Origin of the sequence: Lutibacter sp. (assembly GCF_030692605.1) — a bacterium.
Taxonomy (GTDB): Bacteria; Bacteroidota; Bacteroidia; order Flavobacteriales; family Flavobacteriaceae; genus Lutibacter.
Map to the genome: position 1 here is coordinate 20,061 of NZ_JAUYUD010000106.1, position 14,928 is coordinate 34,988.

Annotated in this window: 17 protein-coding genes; 5 read left to right on the forward strand and 12 right to left on the reverse strand. The window is 28.7% G+C overall.

What is annotated here, in order from left to right; genetic code table 11:
- Positions 1-19: 19 nt before the first annotated feature.
- A complete protein-coding gene (locus Q8S45_RS11040) occupies positions 20-793 on the forward strand; it encodes a sulfite exporter TauE/SafE family protein (protein ID WP_305604681.1) in 774 nt (257 codons plus the stop codon).
- Here the strand turns inward: Q8S45_RS11040 and Q8S45_RS11045 are convergent.
- The 10 genes from Q8S45_RS11045 to Q8S45_RS11090 all read right to left on the reverse strand — a co-directional run bounded on the left by Q8S45_RS11045 (position 790) and on the right by Q8S45_RS11090 (position 9,532).
- On the reverse strand, positions 790-1,740 hold the full coding sequence (locus Q8S45_RS11045) for an ABC transporter ATP-binding protein (protein ID WP_305604683.1): 951 nt from the start codon (positions 1,738-1,740) through the stop codon (positions 790-792). The genes Q8S45_RS11040 and Q8S45_RS11045 overlap by 4 nt on opposite strands.
- 4 nt (positions 1,741-1,744) lie before the next feature.
- On the reverse strand, positions 1,745-2,692 hold the full coding sequence (locus Q8S45_RS11050) for a succinylglutamate desuccinylase/aspartoacylase family protein (RefSeq protein ID WP_305604684.1): 948 nt from the start codon (positions 2,690-2,692) through the stop codon (positions 1,745-1,747).
- Between the two features lie 9 nt (positions 2,693-2,701).
- Positions 2,702-3,583, reverse strand: coding sequence for a 30S ribosomal protein S6--L-glutamate ligase (rimK, locus tag Q8S45_RS11055; RefSeq protein ID WP_305604691.1), 882 nt, complete (start codon positions 3,581-3,583; stop codon positions 2,702-2,704).
- 2 nt (positions 3,584-3,585) lie between these two features.
- Positions 3,586-4,029, reverse strand: a complete 444-nt coding sequence (locus Q8S45_RS11060; RefSeq protein ID WP_305604693.1) for a RimK/LysX family protein — start codon at positions 4,027-4,029, stop codon at positions 3,586-3,588.
- A gap of 178 nt (positions 4,030-4,207) precedes the next feature.
- Positions 4,208-5,212 (reverse strand): recombinase RecA, encoded by a 1,005-nt coding sequence (recA, locus tag Q8S45_RS11065; protein WP_305604695.1) that lies wholly within the window; start codon positions 5,210-5,212, stop codon positions 4,208-4,210.
- A 242-nt stretch (positions 5,213-5,454) separates the two neighbouring features.
- A complete protein-coding gene (locus Q8S45_RS11070; RefSeq protein WP_305604697.1) occupies positions 5,455-6,036 on the reverse strand; it encodes an NUDIX domain-containing protein in 582 nt (193 codons plus the stop codon).
- Positions 6,023-6,481 (reverse strand): GNAT family N-acetyltransferase, encoded by a 459-nt coding sequence (locus tag Q8S45_RS11075; RefSeq protein WP_305604699.1) that lies wholly within the window; start codon positions 6,479-6,481, stop codon positions 6,023-6,025. The genes Q8S45_RS11070 and Q8S45_RS11075 overlap by 14 nt, the downstream gene beginning before the upstream one ends.
- Entirely contained in the window at positions 6,481-7,389 is a 909-nt protein-coding gene (locus tag Q8S45_RS11080; RefSeq protein ID WP_305604701.1) for a cation diffusion facilitator family transporter, read from the reverse strand. Before Q8S45_RS11080 ends, Q8S45_RS11075 begins: the two co-directional genes overlap by 1 nt.
- Before the next feature lie 38 nt (positions 7,390-7,427).
- A complete protein-coding gene (rpiB, locus tag Q8S45_RS11085; protein WP_305604703.1) occupies positions 7,428-7,865 on the reverse strand; it encodes a ribose 5-phosphate isomerase B in 438 nt (145 codons plus the stop codon).
- 746 nt (positions 7,866-8,611) lie between these two features.
- Positions 8,612-9,532, reverse strand: coding sequence for a diacylglycerol kinase family protein (locus Q8S45_RS11090; protein WP_305604705.1), 921 nt, complete (start codon positions 9,530-9,532; stop codon positions 8,612-8,614).
- A 104-nt stretch (positions 9,533-9,636) separates the two neighbouring features.
- Here Q8S45_RS11090 and rnr point away from each other — a divergent pair, with 104 nt between their 5' ends.
- From rnr to tatA, 3 genes are all read left to right on the forward strand, one after another.
- Entirely contained in the window at positions 9,637-11,886 is a 2,250-nt protein-coding gene (rnr, locus tag Q8S45_RS11095; protein ID WP_305604707.1) for a ribonuclease R, read from the forward strand.
- A 60-nt stretch (positions 11,887-11,946) separates the two neighbouring features.
- Positions 11,947-12,621, forward strand: a complete 675-nt coding sequence (locus Q8S45_RS11100) for a head GIN domain-containing protein (RefSeq protein ID WP_305604709.1) — start codon at positions 11,947-11,949, stop codon at positions 12,619-12,621.
- 139 nt (positions 12,622-12,760) lie between these two features.
- On the forward strand, positions 12,761-12,958 hold the full coding sequence (tatA, locus tag Q8S45_RS11105) for a twin-arginine translocase TatA/TatE family subunit (RefSeq protein ID WP_305604711.1): 198 nt from the start codon (positions 12,761-12,763) through the stop codon (positions 12,956-12,958).
- 76 nt (positions 12,959-13,034) lie between these two features.
- Here the strand turns inward: tatA and Q8S45_RS11110 are convergent, their stop codons facing one another.
- Together Q8S45_RS11110 and Q8S45_RS11115 are read right to left on the reverse strand one after the other, a co-directional pair.
- Complete coding sequence (locus Q8S45_RS11110; protein WP_305604714.1) at positions 13,035-13,352, reverse strand: heavy metal-binding domain-containing protein; 318 nt, start codon at positions 13,350-13,352, stop codon at positions 13,035-13,037.
- Complete coding sequence (locus Q8S45_RS11115; RefSeq protein ID WP_305604716.1) at positions 13,352-14,284, reverse strand: SPFH domain-containing protein; 933 nt, start codon at positions 14,282-14,284, stop codon at positions 13,352-13,354. Before Q8S45_RS11115 ends, Q8S45_RS11110 begins: the two co-directional genes overlap by 1 nt.
- A 166-nt stretch (positions 14,285-14,450) precedes the next feature.
- Here Q8S45_RS11115 and Q8S45_RS11120 point away from each other — a divergent pair, with 166 nt between their 5' ends.
- Positions 14,451-14,927: a (2Fe-2S)-binding protein gene (locus Q8S45_RS11120; protein WP_305604717.1), complete on the forward strand. Its 477-nt coding sequence runs from the start codon at positions 14,451-14,453 to the stop codon at positions 14,925-14,927.
- The last annotated feature ends 1 nt before the right edge of the window (position 14,928 follow it).

A 14,928-nucleotide genomic window follows, 5' to 3' on the forward strand; every position in this document is an offset into this window, starting at 1 on the left:
TAGCACCTAACTTTATATTATGGAAATAATTATCATATCATTAACCGCATTTCTTGCTTCCATTCTAACTTTTTTTTCTGGTTTTGGATTGGGTACCATTCTAACTCCAGTTTTTATGATTTTTTTTCCTGTTGAGTTGGCTATAGGTTTAACTGGTGTGGTACATTTTTTAAATAATATTTTTAAAGTGTTTTTAGTAGGTAAAAATGCGGACAAAACTGTATTATTAAAATTTGGTATTCCTGCAGTTATTGCCGCTTTTTTTGGTGCTTGGTTGTTATTTCAAATTCCAGATGCTAAGCCATTATTTACTTATGAAATGATGAATAAAACCTTTGAAGTGTATCCTGTTAAATTTATTATATCCATTTTATTAATAATTTTTGCCAGTATTGATTTAATTCCATATTTAAATAATTTGAAATTTGGAAAAGAAAAATTACCTTTAGGAGGTGCCTTAAGTGGATTTTTTGGAGGTCTTTCTGGAAATCAAGGTGCTTTGAGAAGTGCTTTTCTAATTAAGGCTGGTCTTTCAAAAGAAGCTTTTATTGGAACTGCTGTTATTGTTTCTGTTTTTGTAGATTTCACAAGATTGAGCGTTTACGCTTCTAAATTTTCCAAATCTGGAATTACCGATAATTTAACTTTAATAATTTGTGCCACTTTATCAGCAATAATTGGAGCTTATATTGGTAATAAACTTTTAAAGAAAGTAACTATTAAATTTTTACAGATTTTTGTTGCTATTATGCTAATTATCATTTCAATAGCATTAGGATCGGGTTTAATTTAAATCCGATTCTTAATTTCAAGAAATACCTTTTCGCCTTCATTTATAGCTTTGGTATGCTCAAAAAATATAATCGTTCTTTTTAATTTAGCTTCAATTAAAAAACAATATCCTTTAAAATAAGAATTTAAAACAGTTGCTTTTAAATTGGATTTTTTAACAACTTTTAGCTGATTTGGGTATGCTAAAATTGCTTTTAAAGAAGTTGTTTCTGCATCAATTTCAATTAAAGGTATTTCATTTATATCGTTAAAAAAAGAGGAAATATATTCATTTTTGGGATAGTTATATAAATTTTCAGGAGTATCTTTTGCAATAAGTTTTCCCTTTTTAATTACTATAATTTCATTGGCAAAAGAAAGTGCGTCTGTTGAATCGTGTGTTGCCACAATACACAGTATGTTTTTAGCTTTCAAATGTTTAAATAAATTTCTTCTCAATTTATTTTTTCTGAAATTATCTATATGGCTAAAAGGCTCGTCTAATAATAAAACTTCGGGTTCTTTTGCAATTACTTTTGCAATTGCAATTCGTTGTTTTTGACCACCACTTAAGTTTTTAACCTTTGTTTTAGCAAAATCGAGCATATCTACAACTTCTAATAATTCAGTAATACGTTGCTGTTTATTAGGGTTTAAAGCCGAAATGTTCTTTCCCACATTTTCTTCAACAGTGGTATAAGGCATTAAATCGAAATCTTGCGGTAAATATTTCATGAAATTCTCACCTGGAATGAGGTAAAAATTAGGACCTAATAATTTTTTATCATTCCAAAATACTGCTCCTTTTTCAATATGAAGTAATCCATATATAATTTCTAAAAGTGTACTTTTTCCGCAGCCACTTTCACCAACTATAGCAATATATTCACCTTTATTTGCGGTGAAACTAATATTTTTAATCACTTCTTTTGAAGTGTATCCAAATGATATGTTGTCTACTTTTAGCACCCTTTTATTCGTATCCTATATGAAAAAGGGCATCGCCTTGATTAACAACTGGAGCGTGATTCGAATTTAAAATATAACCAGTCTGAGTGTTTTTAAAACTTTGTTCAAAAGTTCCAAACGGATCTGAAATACTCCCAATTTTAATTCCTCTTTCCACTTTTTGGCCGGCACTTACAAAAGACCTATACATACCAGAGTGTTTGGCTCTAATCCATTTCGATTTTTTAATAATTATTGATGCGTTCTCTAAAGTGGGTCTTGAAACCTTACCATTAAAATCTCTTATGCCAAGATGGTTCATTATATTTAATGCGCCTTGGATACCAGATTGAGTAACGTTTTTATCCAAACTAAACGATTTTCCTCCTTCAAATAACAATACTTTTTTACCTAAATTGGTCATCGATTTTCGAATAGTTCTATCTTTACTTTGGCTAAATAAAATAAAAGGAGCTCCAAAAACTTGAGCTAATTTCAAATTTTCTGGATCATTATCGTCAATCCGAATTTGAGAATAATTAAATCGTTGTGCACCTCCAGTATGATAGTCTATACAGACATCTATATGCGGTACAACTTCTTTCATAATATGAAAGGCAAACCTACTTGCTAAAGAACCAGTTATAGAACCTGGAAAAACCCTATTTAAATCTCTTCCATCAGGAAATTCTCTACGCTGATTTAAAAAACCAAAAACATTTAATAATGGAATACAGATTACAGTTCCTTTTTCTGGTTTATTATAGCCCTTTGCTACAATTTGGCGAACAATTTCTATTCCGTTAATTTCATCTCCATGAACACCTCCTAATAACAAAATACAAGGGCCATCAACCTTTGCTCTCTCTACAATAATTGGAACTTCAATAATAGAGCGAGTATTTAACCGTGCAAAATCCATTTTAACTTGAACAGACTCCCCTAAACCAATTTTATGATTAAGAATTTTCATTTACCTAAATTAATCAATATCAACGTGTCTTTCTATATAATGAATAATTTTGCCAGCAATATCAACACCAGTAGCTCTTTCAATACCCTCTAAACCAGGTGAGGAATTAACTTCTAAAATAAGTGGTCCCCTTGCCGATTGCAATAAATCCACCCCAGCAACACCTAATCCCATAACACGTGCTGCTTTTAGTGCAGCATTTTTTTCATCAATAGATAATTTTATAATTTCAGCGGTACCTCCACGATGTAAATTAGATCTAAATTCACCTTCTTTTCCTTGTCTTTTCATTGCGCCAACAACTTCACCATCAACAACAAAAACTCGGATGTCTGCTCCTTTGGCTTCCTTAATAAATTCTTGAACAATAACACGTGCTTTTAAACCATTAAAGGCTTCTAAAACAGAGGTAGCGGCATTTTCATTTTCAGCTAAAACAACTCCTAAACCTTGAGTTCCTTCTAATAATTTTATCACTAAAGGAGTACCTCCAACACTTTCTATAACGTCATGTACATTTTTTGAATAGTTGGTAAATACTGTTTTTGGAAGGCCTAATCCAGCTCTAGATAGCACTTGTAAGCTTCTTAGTTTATCTCTTGAACGCATTAATGCTTGAGATTCTACCGCCGTAAAAACTTTCATCATTTCAAATTGTCTGACAACTGCCGTACCATAAAAGGTAACTGAAGCCCCAATTCTTGGAATTACAGCATCAATATCTAATAATAGCTCATGTTTATAACGTATGGCTGGTTTTTTTCTTTCAATAATAATGTCGCATTTTGTATGATCTACTACTACTATTTCATGATTTCTTTCTTTTCCAGCTTCAACAAGTCTTTTTGTTGAATATAAATTTTGGTTTCTCGATAAAACGACAATTTTCATATTTAAATTTTTGTTATATTGTTAGTTAAGGATAGATCTTTTTTTGATGTATCTATTATAAATTTTCTTGAAAGAAATTTTCTCCCTAATAATACAGGAAACCTCATAGAACCTCTTTCGGTTATAGTTAATTCAATAGCACGAATTCTATTAAAAATTAAAATTTCTGTTTTGATTAAATATCTTTTTTCAACAACTCCATTAGAGCTTTTAACATTTTTTTGTTTAAAATCGCTAAAAATCAATGGTTTTTGATGAAAATCTTGATGTTTAGGATCTAAAAATAAACATTTTAGTATATTATTTTCCTCAATAATATGATGGCAATGAATACTTGAGGTATACGCGCCTGAATCTATTTTAATATCAATACCTAATAAATCTAACTTCGGAAAATCTACTACATCAGTTCTTCCAATTAAGATTTTTGGTTTCGCGTTTTTCAATTTTATGTTTATTAATTTGGTAGTAATGTTGCAAAAATAATCTTTTATTGCTTATCTCAAGGTTTCTGTGAGTCGCTTCGACAAAATAGGTAAATTTTTTGTTAAAAACAATCCTAAAATAAAAAAAGGTTGTTCTAAATTTCTTTAAAACAACCCTTTAATAAATAACACTTTATCCCTATTGTACTTTAATCGTCTCTTTTATTTTAGTTTCTAATTCTTCCGCTAATTCTGGATTGTCTTTAATCAATGCTTTTACGGCATCCCTACCTTGACCTAATTTTGTTTCACCATAACTAAACCAAGAGCCACTTTTTTTAATAATTCCGTATTCTACACCTAAATCTAAAATTTCTCCTGTTTTAGAAATTCCTTCGCCGTACATAATATCAAATTCTGCTACTTTAAAAGGTGGAGCTACTTTATTTTTAACTACTTTAACTTTGGTACTATTACCAGTGGCAACTTCTCCATCTTTTATTTGAGTACGCCTTCTAATATCTAACCGAACCGATGCATAAAATTTAAGCGCATTACCACCTGTAGTTGTTTCAGGATTTCCAAACATAACTCCAATTTTATCACGTAACTGATTAATAAAAATTACAGTACAATTTGTTTTATGAATAGTACCTGTTAATTTACGTAGCGCTTGAGACATTAAACGTGCATGTAAGCCCATTTTAGAGTCACCCATTTCGCCTTCAATTTCACTTTTTGGAGTTAATGCTGCTACTGAATCAATTACAATAATATCAATAGCACCAGAACTAATTAGGTTGTCTGCAATTTCCAATGCTTGCTCACCATAATCCGGTTGAGAAATAATTAAATTATCAATGTCTATACCTAATTTTTCAGCATAAAAACGGTCGAATGCGTGTTCTGCATCTATAAATGCTGCTATACCACCTGCTTTTTGAGCTTCGGCAATTGCATGTAAGCTTAAGGTTGTTTTACCCGAAGATTCTGGTCCATAAATTTCAATTATTCTTCCTCTTGGATAACCGCCAACACCCATAGCTAAATCTAATCCTAGCGACCCCGATGAGATTACTTGAATATCAGAAATGGCCATATCTCCCATTTTCATAACTGCTCCCTTTCCATAGGTTTTATCTAATTTATCTAAGGTAAGTTGTAATGATTTTAATTTTGCTGCTTTTTCTTTATCTTCTGCCATAATCTTTATTAAGTTAATTTTTGAATGTTGCTAAAATATAAAAAAGATATGAGTATATTAAACCTTTAGTTATAATAATATCAACGCTTTTTATGCTGATGAAAATAAATTTAATAATAGCACTTTTAAGCTTACAGTTCTAAGTTTTTGGTTTACAGTTTTTGGTTTACGGTTTTAAGTTTATAACTTATTTCCATTATAATTTTCTTCTTAAAACTTAATGCTTAGAACTTACAACTAAATCAAACCAAATTATTAATCTTGGCGTATTGTAATAGGATAATGGTTTTAGCATCACAAATTTCACCTGTTGAAACCATTGTTAGTGCTTTATAAAAATCTAATTCTATAACTTCAATTTCTTCCGATTCTTCTACTAAACCTCCTCCACTAGTAATTTTTAAATCATCATTATATTCTGCAATAAAATAGTGTATTTTTTCAGTAACAGCTCCAGGAGTTGAATAGATTTCGAAAATTTTTATTGGGTTTTCAATTTTGAATCCGGTTTCTTCTTCTGTTTCTTTTTTGATACAATCTACCGGGTTATCATTGTCTAATAAACCTGCACAAACTTCAATCATCATCCCATCATTATTACCGTTTAAGTAACTGGGCATTCTAAATTGTTTGGTAAGAATTACTTTTTTTTTGTCTGGATTATACAATAAAATTGCAGCTCCATCACCTCTATCATAACTTTCTCTATTCTGATTTTGCCATGTTCCACTTTTTGTTTGAAAATCAAAATTTACTTTATCTAACTTATACCATTCGTTTGAAAGGTTTGTAATGGTTTTAATTTTAACTTTAGAATTTTTCATAGGTAGTTCTAATCATAGCAATATGTGGTATGTTATCTTCTAAATATTCTTCTCCTATTTGTATAAAATTATGAGATTCATAAAACTTTTTAAGGTATAATTGTGCAGAAATTTTAATTAGATCTTGATCAAAATAATTTTTAATAGCATCTATAGAATGTTTCATAATTACATGACCATAACCAAATTTTCTCTCATTAATTGCAACAACTACCCTACCAATACTTGCTTCAGAAAAATAATCTCTAGGTTTAAAAATGCGAGTATAGGCAACTATTTTATTGTTTTTTGTACCAATAATATGAATTGCTTTTTGGTCTTTTCCGTCTACATCTTGATACACACAATTTTGTTCAACCACAAAAACCTCGACTCTTAATTGAAGAATTTCGTACAATTCGGAGGTGGTTAATTCTGAATAAGATTTACTATAAATATGTAGCATTAATCTTGAATTATAATTTCTTTGGAATCATTTCTACTAAATTCTGGTTGTAAATTACAATGATTGATATGAAATTTATCAAACAAAACAGTTTCAACGTGTTCGCATATAAAATCAAATTCAGATAATTTAATATCTTCAGAAAATTCTATATGTGCTTCAAAATGACAATCGTGATCGTTTAATTGCCAAATATGAACATGGTGTACATTTTTAATTCCTACAACTTTTGATACTTCTGCAACTACTTCTTCTATATTAAGGTGAGATGGTGCAAACAGCATTAAAATTTTAAGTGAAGTTATTAAAATATTCCAACTTAAATACATTAGATAGATTGATATTATAAGAGTTAAAAAAGCATCGATCCAATATATTTCATAAAATTTCATAAGTAAACCACCTATTAAAACTGCCACCGATGTTAGCATATCTGTAAATAAATGAAGATATGCCGATTGCATATTAAGATTGTGTTTTGCATCATTTTTTAATAATAAAACGCTAAAACCATTTACAGCAATACCTAAAATAGCTAACCAAATAACTATATTACTTTCTATTTCTTGAGGATTATAAAACCGTTTAACGGCTTCAAATCCAAGAAAAACAGCAATAATAATTAGAGATAAGGCATTTATAAAAGCGGCAACAATTTCAGCTCTTTTATATCCAAAAGTAGAAGATGCTGTTTGCTTTTTTTTGTTGCTTAGCACATGTGCACCATAACTAATAATTAATGAAATTACATCTGAAAAATTATGTACGGCATCTGAAATTAACGCTAAACTACCTGAAACAAATCCTCCTATTAATTGCGCAATTGTAATTATACTATTTAAAATTATAGATAGTAATAAATTTTTTCCACTTAATTTAGGATGATGATGTGAATGATTATTCCCCATTTAATTATTGATGAATGACAAAATTAATGATGCTTTGCTTAACAACATTTAGTTGGTATTTTTTCAACTCTTATTTGGTGCCTTCCACCTTCAAATTCAGTTTTCAAAAATAGTTCTACAAAACCCATAGCTTGCTGTAACGAAACAAATCTTGCCGGAATACTTAAAATATTAGCATTATTATGAAGTCTAGCTAGTTCAACTAATTCATTATTCCAACAAAGTGCCGCTCTAATTCCTTGGTGTTTATTGGCTGTAATTTGAGCACCGTTCCCACTACCGCAAATTATAATTCCAAAAGTTGCTTTATTAGTTTCTACCGCAGTTGCAACCGGGTGAATGGTATCTGGATAATCCATACTATCTTCTAAATCTGTTCCAAAATTTAAAACTTCAATCCCTTTAGATTTTAATAACTTTGTAATTTCAAATTTGTAGTGTGTACCTGCGTGATCATTACCTATTGCAATTATCATAAACTTAATTTTAAATTATACCGGTACAAAAGTACAAATTCATACTTATTAACTGTAAAAATACAGAATGTTAATAGCATTTTTTAATTAACTGATTAACAATACTTTTAATTTAAACAGCAATTGTGGATAAATTCAACGTTAAAAATGATAAGTAAATTTTGAAATATTAAAACTATTCACTAATACAATAAACCTGTTTTTATAAACAACTTTTTTTATTAAATTTTAATAGGTAGTTGTAAACATTTTTTAGTAGGTTTATAAACAAAATATTTTTAAAAGTTATTCAAAAAATAAGATAAACTAGTTATAAACACTATGTTTATAACTAGTTTATTTTTATTGAAAATTAAGTAATTACAAATATTATATGTGTTGGTAATTATTTATAAATAGTAATAAAAAATTAATTTAATAAAATTTATCATACATATTAACACACTATAATAACAATCAATATTTTTATAATAATTTAAATTAAAAATATAAATTAATAATGTGTGTTAATAACTAAAATTGAATTTGTGATTTTACTAAAGTTGAAGAAACTTGAACTATTTCTACATTACTTTTTGATGAAAAGAAGGTATTTATACTTTTTATTGTAATTAATATTCCTATTAAAAATATAACAAAAAATAGTGCAATTATTTTATATAACCTTTTCATTGTTAAAGTCTTCTGTATAAAATAGACGAAGTACTTTTGCAAATGTTACACTTTTATTAAGAAAATTTTAATTTTTATGGTTTTGGAACTATAAAGTTGATTGCTTTTGGAAGTAGTTTTACCTTAAAATTACCAGAGCCTATTAGTTCTCCATCTGCCTGAATATATGTTAATTGATTGTCTAAAACTTTAATTTTTAATTGTGAAGTTTTATAATTATTAACCGATTTATGATTGGTTAAATTACCATTAAATAATCCTCTTAAATTACTTAAAATAGTAAATAAAGTTATTTTTGAAACATGAGTGATATCAAAAAGGGAATCAGTTGGATTTGCATTTTTAGTTAATTGCATTCCACCACCAGAAAATTTACATAACCCTATTAAAAATAAAAGTGTTTTTTGTTTAATTATAATATTGTTAAATTTTATTTCTAAAGTGCTTTTATTATAACTGGTTAAACTTACTAATGCTCCCGTTAAATAAGCTAAAAAACCTAAATGTTTAAATTTACTTACTTTATTTACTACATAACCGTCAAAACCAATTCCTGCTAAATTATTAAAGTAAATTATTTTATTACTTTCTTTAATTTTTATTTTTCCTATATCTTGTGATATAGTATTTTCGTTTTTAATAATTGCAATTGATTTTTTATAATTTTTAGATATTTTATAAGTTTTAATCCAATCATTCCCAGTACCTATTGGAATAACTCCAATTTTAAGTTCATTTTTATTTGAAGGATTTAAATGTAAAATTCCATTTACTAAATGATGAATAGTTCCATCTCCACCAACACATATAAATTTTGTAAATTCTTTAATTATAGCTTGTTTAACTAATTCTACAGCATGGTTATGATGTTTTGTAAATTCATATTCAAAATCAAAGTTTTGAATAATTAATTCTTTTTTTATTAAAGGCCACTTTTTTTTGGCAGATCCATGACCAGATTTTGGATTAATAATTACAAACCAATTGGTGTTCATATAAATACATTTTTCAATGTGCAAAGTACAAATTGTAATTAATAATTAATTAACATAATCCTGTTTAAATAATCGTAATTTTGAATTTATTAATAAAAAAGTGAATGTCAAATAGAAAAAAAATATTTAAAAAAAAAGATGATGAAGTTAAAGATTTAACAAAACTAATCTTAAAAAGTCTTACCCAATCTCCTAATTCTAATTTTAATTACCGTCAACTTGCATCAAAATTAGAAATTAGTGATGCGAAGGGAAGAAATCAATTAATTCAAAAGTTAGAAGCCTTAAAAATTCAAAAAAAAATTGAAGAAGTTAGCAGAGGTAAATTTAAAATAGCGGCAAAATCTAAATACTATATAGGAACTTTAGATGTTACATCTAACGGTAATGCCTACTTTATTTGTGATGAATTAGAGCACGATATATACATACCAGCTCGAAATTTAAATAGAGGTTTAGATAAAGATACCGTTAAAATTTATGTTTATAGTCGCAAGCATAATAGTAAAGATGAAGGTGATGTTGTTGAAATAATTAAAAGAGCAAAGACTGAATTTGTTGGTGTATTACAGTTAAACAAAAATTTTGGTTTTGTTGTTCCAGATGATTTTAAAATGTATGCCGATATTTTTATCCCAAAAAACAAATTGAAAGATGCTGAAGATGGAGTAAAAGTGTTAGTAACTATTACAGATTGGCCTGATAATTCAAAAAATCCGTTTGGGGAAGTTTTAGAAATTTTAGGAATACCTGGGGATCACAATACTGAAATTCATTCCATACTTTTAGAATATGGGTTACCCTACAAATTTCCTGAAAATGTTGAGTCAGAAGCGCAATATTTACCGTTAGAAATTACAGAGGACGAAATTAGAAAACGTAGAGATGTTCGCCAAGTAACTACATTTACCATAGATCCAAAAGATGCAAAAGATTTTGACGATGCATTGTCTTTTGAGGTATTAAAAAATGGGAACTTTCAAATAGGAATTCATATTGCCGATGTATCACATTACGTTAAAAATAATACCATTTTAGATGTAGAAGCCTATAAAAGAGCTACTTCTGTATATTTAGTAGATAGAGTAGTTCCAATGTTACCTGAAATTTTATCGAACGGTGTTTGTTCATTACGTCCTAATGAAGAAAAACTAACATTTTCTGCTATTTTTGAAATAGATAAAAAGGCGCATGTAATTAATGAATGGTTTGGAAGAACAATTATTTATTCTGATAAACGATTTGCCTATGAAGAGGCTCAAGAACTAATTGAAAATAATACATCTGTCATTCCTTCTAAATTAGAAATCGAAAAATTAAATTGTAGTATACCTGATGAAATATCGATTACAAATGAAGCATACATTGTTCAACCAGAAATTGTTTCAGCTATTTTAAAATTAAATGAATTAGCTAAAATTCTTCGTAAGAAAAGATTAAAAGATGGGGCCATTACATTTGATAGAGTTGAAGTGAAATTTATTCTAGATGAAGAATCTGAACCAACAGGTGTTTACTTTAAAGAATCTAAAGATGCTAATAAGTTAATTGAAGAATTTATGTTATTAGCAAATAGAAGAGTAGCCCAATTTATTGGAACTGCCAATGGTATACCTTCAAAAAATACCTTTATATATAGAGTTCATGATGAACCAGATTTAGATAAATTAATGGCATTGCAAGCCATTGTAAAAAAGTTTGGGTATACTAATAAAATTGACACTAAAAATAAACAAACCACTTCAGCTACGTTGAATAAATTATTAGAAGATGTACATGGAAAAGGAGAAGCAAATATGATTGAAACACTAGCGGTAAGATCGATGAGTAAGGCCGAATATACCACTCAAAACATAGGTCATTACGGCTTATCATTTGATTATTATAGTCATTTTACATCACCTATTAGAAGATATCCAGATGTAATGACGCATCGGTTGTTACAGCATTATTTAGATGGCGGAAAATCTCCAAAAGCGGAAGAATTTGAGGATAAATGCAAACACACCACAGATAGAGAAATTTTAGCTTCAAAAGCAGAACGCGATTCCATAAAATATATGCAAGTTAAGTATATGGAAAAACATAAAGATCAAGAATTTGAAGGTGTTATTTCCGGGGTAACAGAATGGGGAATTTATGTTGAAATTATTGAGAATAAATGTGAAGGAATGTGCAGAATACGTGAAATTAAAGATGATTATTATTTGTACGACGAAAAACAATATGCACTTGTTGGTCAGGTAACAAAAAATTTATATCAACTAGGAGATCACGTATTAATTAAAGTGAAGCATACCGATTTGGAACGAAAACACTTAGATTTTACACTTTTAGAAAAGATTGAGAAATAATAATCGGCTTAGGCATACTATTTGCGTTAGGTAGTTATTAATAATTGTAAAATATAAATAATGAAAAAACTAGTTTTAATACTGCTATTTGTTAGTACAATAGTAGTAGCGCAACAACCAGTATCCACTAATTTAGGAGATTTTAATACCTTAAAAGTTTATAATGGACTAACGGTAGAAATTAAAAAGGGAACTGAATCAAAAATTGAAATTACAGGACCTAGAGCAGATGATATTTCAATTAAAAACAGCGATGGAATTTTAAAAGTTCGTTTAAAATTTCCAGATAATTTTGAAATGGATGGAACTACAATAGTACTTTATTACTCTAAAAATATTGAGGTTTTAGATGCAAATGAAGGAGCTAAAATAGTTTCAGAAAATAAATTGAAACAGCCACTTTTAGATGTTAAAGTACAAGAAGGTGCCATTATAAAACTTGATATTGATGTTAAACATTTAACTATTAAAACTGTTTCCGGGGGTATTATCGATTTAAAAGGGATAGCTGAAAATCAGAATATTGAAGCAAATACAGGTGGAATTTATAATGGTTTTGATGTTGAAAGTAAACAGGCGATTGTAAACTCATTGGCAGGTTCAGTAGTGGAAATTGATGTTTCTGAGGTGTTAGATGCGAAAGCACAATTTGGCGGTTCTATTTTTTATAAAGGAAAGCCAAGTATTGTAAAATCTAAATCGGTTGTAAAAGGTGTAATTAAATCGGTTAATTAAAAATTTAGATGATCATAAATTTCAATATTTTTAATTCAAAATTGGTTTTTATAAAGGAAAATTAAACCGAATCAAGTTTTTTAAAAAATAATAGTTTTTTAGATTTAATTAGTACCTTTGTATCTTAAAATTTTATAATATGAATGCATTAGTTGTTTTTTTAGGAATGGTTGGTCCTTGGCAATGGATTATTATTGGATTGGCAATTTTATTGTTATTTGGAGGAAAAAAATTACCTGAGTTAATGAAGGGACTAGGAAGTGGAATTAAGGAATTTAAAAAGGCTTCTAAAGATGAAGATCCTGATACTAAAAAAGAAGAAGAAGACAAAAATTAGAAAATAATTTAGTATTTGATAAAAAAACCTGTGTATTTTACACAGGCTTTTTAGTTTATCAAGGAAGGAGTTAAAATTAAATTTTTACTGCAGTTCCAGAGGCGGTAACCATAAGCATACCACCGTTTTTACCAATAGTTTCATAATCTAAATCAATACCAATAACTGCGTTTGCACCAAGTTTTTGCGCTTGCACTTCCATTTCTATTAAAGCAGTATCTTTAGCTTCTCTAAGCACTTTTTCATAAGAACCAGATCTACCACCAACTATATCTCTTATACCAGCTAAAAAATCTTTAAAAATATTAGCACCAATTATTGTTTCGCCAGTAACAATTCCTAAATATTCCTTTACAGAATGTGAGTCTATTGAATTTGTTGTTGTTAAAATCATTATTTTTTAGATTTTGGATCTTTTTTTATTTCCTCAGTATTTGAAGATTCTATAACTTTATTGGCAGCAAGTAAACTAGTTACCATATCGTTTAGCATTGAACTTGCAGCAGTAGGGTTATTAGGTAATAAAATTAAATTCGATTTTGTATCTGCACCAATACTTTGAAGGGTGTCATAATGTTGTGTAATAATAATTAAAGCTGAAGCCTCTTGGCTATTTATACCGGCTCTATTTAAAACAATCACACTTTCTTCTAAACCACGAGCTATTTCTCTTCGTTGATCTGCAATACCTTTACCTTGTAATCGCTTACTTTCAGCTTCAGCTTTTGCACGTTCTACAATTAAAATACGTTGTGCATCTCCTTCGTGTTGTGCTGCAATTTTTTCACGGTCTGCTGCATTTATACGATTCATAGCAATTTTTACATTTTCATCTGGGTCAATATCTGTAACTAATGCTTTAATAATATCGTACCCATAGTCTAGCATAGCTTCTTTTAAATCACGTTGAATAGCCAATGCAATTTCTTCTTTCTTTTCAAAAACATCATCCAATATCATTTTAGGAACTTCAGCACGCACCACATCAAATATAAAGGCTGTAATTTGCTCATGCGGATTTTGAAGTTTATAAAACGCATCATAAACATGGTCTGGTCTAATTAAAAATTGTACTGAAATTTTTAAATGCACAAAAACATCATCTTTCGTTTTAGTTTCAACAATAACATCTAATTGTTGAACACGCAAACTAACCCGTCCTGCAACTTTATCAACAATGGGTATTTTAAGTTGTAAACCAGGAGTTCTTGTGCTTTGGAATTTTCCAAATCGTTCCACAATGGCAATTGTTTGTTGTTTTACGGTAAATAATCCTGAAACAACAAGCACGACAATAATAAAAATAGTAATATACGTTCCAATCATTTTATTTTTTTTTAAAGGTTAATTAATTACATAAAGATACGGAATTTAGAATGATTTTAATTAATCATTTAAGATGAAATTGATTAGAAACTAATTGATTTATTACTTAAATTTGATAATAGATTTTTTTATTATTTAAATGGTCTGATACATAAATAGTTATACAATGAAAAAAACAATACGTTTTAAATTAAATGGCAAACCTGTTAATGTTGAAGTAGTTGGAGACGAATCGCTTTTAACAGTAATTAGAACCAATTTAAACCAAACGGGTACAAAATTTGGTTGTGGGTTGGGACAGTGTGGAACTTGTACAGTATTGGTAGATAATGAACCTTTTCAATCTTGTACAACGTATATAGAAGATATGGAAGGGAAAGAAATTACTACCATTGAAGGAATGGTCACTAATGAAGTGTTACATCCAATACAAAAGGCATTTGTGGAACATGATGCGTTGCAATGTGGTTTTTGTACACCAGGTATGATTATGAACGCTTTCGGTTTATTGCTAAAAAATCCTGAGCCTTCAAGAGATCAAATTATTAAAGGCATGGAGCAAAATTTATGCAGGTGCGGTTCATATAACAGAATTGTAGATGCTATACAAACTGCAGGAATTGAAATGAACAAAAAAATATAAT

Bases quoted from the DNA above. Each gene is read 5' to 3' on its own strand.
- Q8S45_RS11040 (WP_305604681.1), top strand. From the start codon at position 20: ATGGAAATAATTATCATATCATTAACCGCATTTCTTGCTTCCATTCTA.
- Q8S45_RS11050 (WP_305604684.1), bottom strand. From the start codon at position 2,692: ATGAAAATTCTTAATCATAAAATTGGTTTAGGGGAGTCTGTTCAAGTT.
- rimK (WP_305604691.1), bottom strand. From the start codon at position 3,583: ATGAAAATTGTCGTTTTATCGAGAAACCAAAATTTATATTCAACAAAA.
- recA (WP_305604695.1), bottom strand. From the start codon at position 5,212: ATGGCAGAAGATAAAGAAAAAGCAGCAAAATTAAAATCATTACAACTT.
- Q8S45_RS11070 (WP_305604697.1), bottom strand. From the start codon at position 6,036: ATGAAAAATTCTAAAGTTAAAATTAAAACCATTACAAACCTTTCAAAC.
- Q8S45_RS11075 (WP_305604699.1), bottom strand. From the start codon at position 6,481: ATGCTACATATTTATAGTAAATCTTATTCAGAATTAACCACCTCCGAA.
- Q8S45_RS11080 (WP_305604701.1), bottom strand. From the start codon at position 7,389: ATGGGGAATAATCATTCACATCATCATCCTAAATTAAGTGGAAAAAAT.
- rpiB (WP_305604703.1), bottom strand. From the start codon at position 7,865: ATGATAATTGCAATAGGTAATGATCACGCAGGTACACACTACAAATTT.
- Q8S45_RS11090 (WP_305604705.1), bottom strand. From the start codon at position 9,532: ATGAACACCAATTGGTTTGTAATTATTAATCCAAAATCTGGTCATGGA.
- rnr (WP_305604707.1), top strand. From the start codon at position 9,637: ATGTCAAATAGAAAAAAAATATTTAAAAAAAAAGATGATGAAGTTAAA.
- Q8S45_RS11100 (WP_305604709.1), top strand. From the start codon at position 11,947: ATGAAAAAACTAGTTTTAATACTGCTATTTGTTAGTACAATAGTAGTA.
- tatA (WP_305604711.1), top strand. From the start codon at position 12,761: ATGAATGCATTAGTTGTTTTTTTAGGAATGGTTGGTCCTTGGCAATGG.
- Q8S45_RS11110 (WP_305604714.1), bottom strand. From the start codon at position 13,352: ATGATTTTAACAACAACAAATTCAATAGACTCACATTCTGTAAAGGAA.
- Q8S45_RS11115 (WP_305604716.1), bottom strand. From the start codon at position 14,284: ATGATTGGAACGTATATTACTATTTTTATTATTGTCGTGCTTGTTGTT.
- Q8S45_RS11120 (WP_305604717.1), top strand. From the start codon at position 14,451: ATGAAAAAAACAATACGTTTTAAATTAAATGGCAAACCTGTTAATGTT.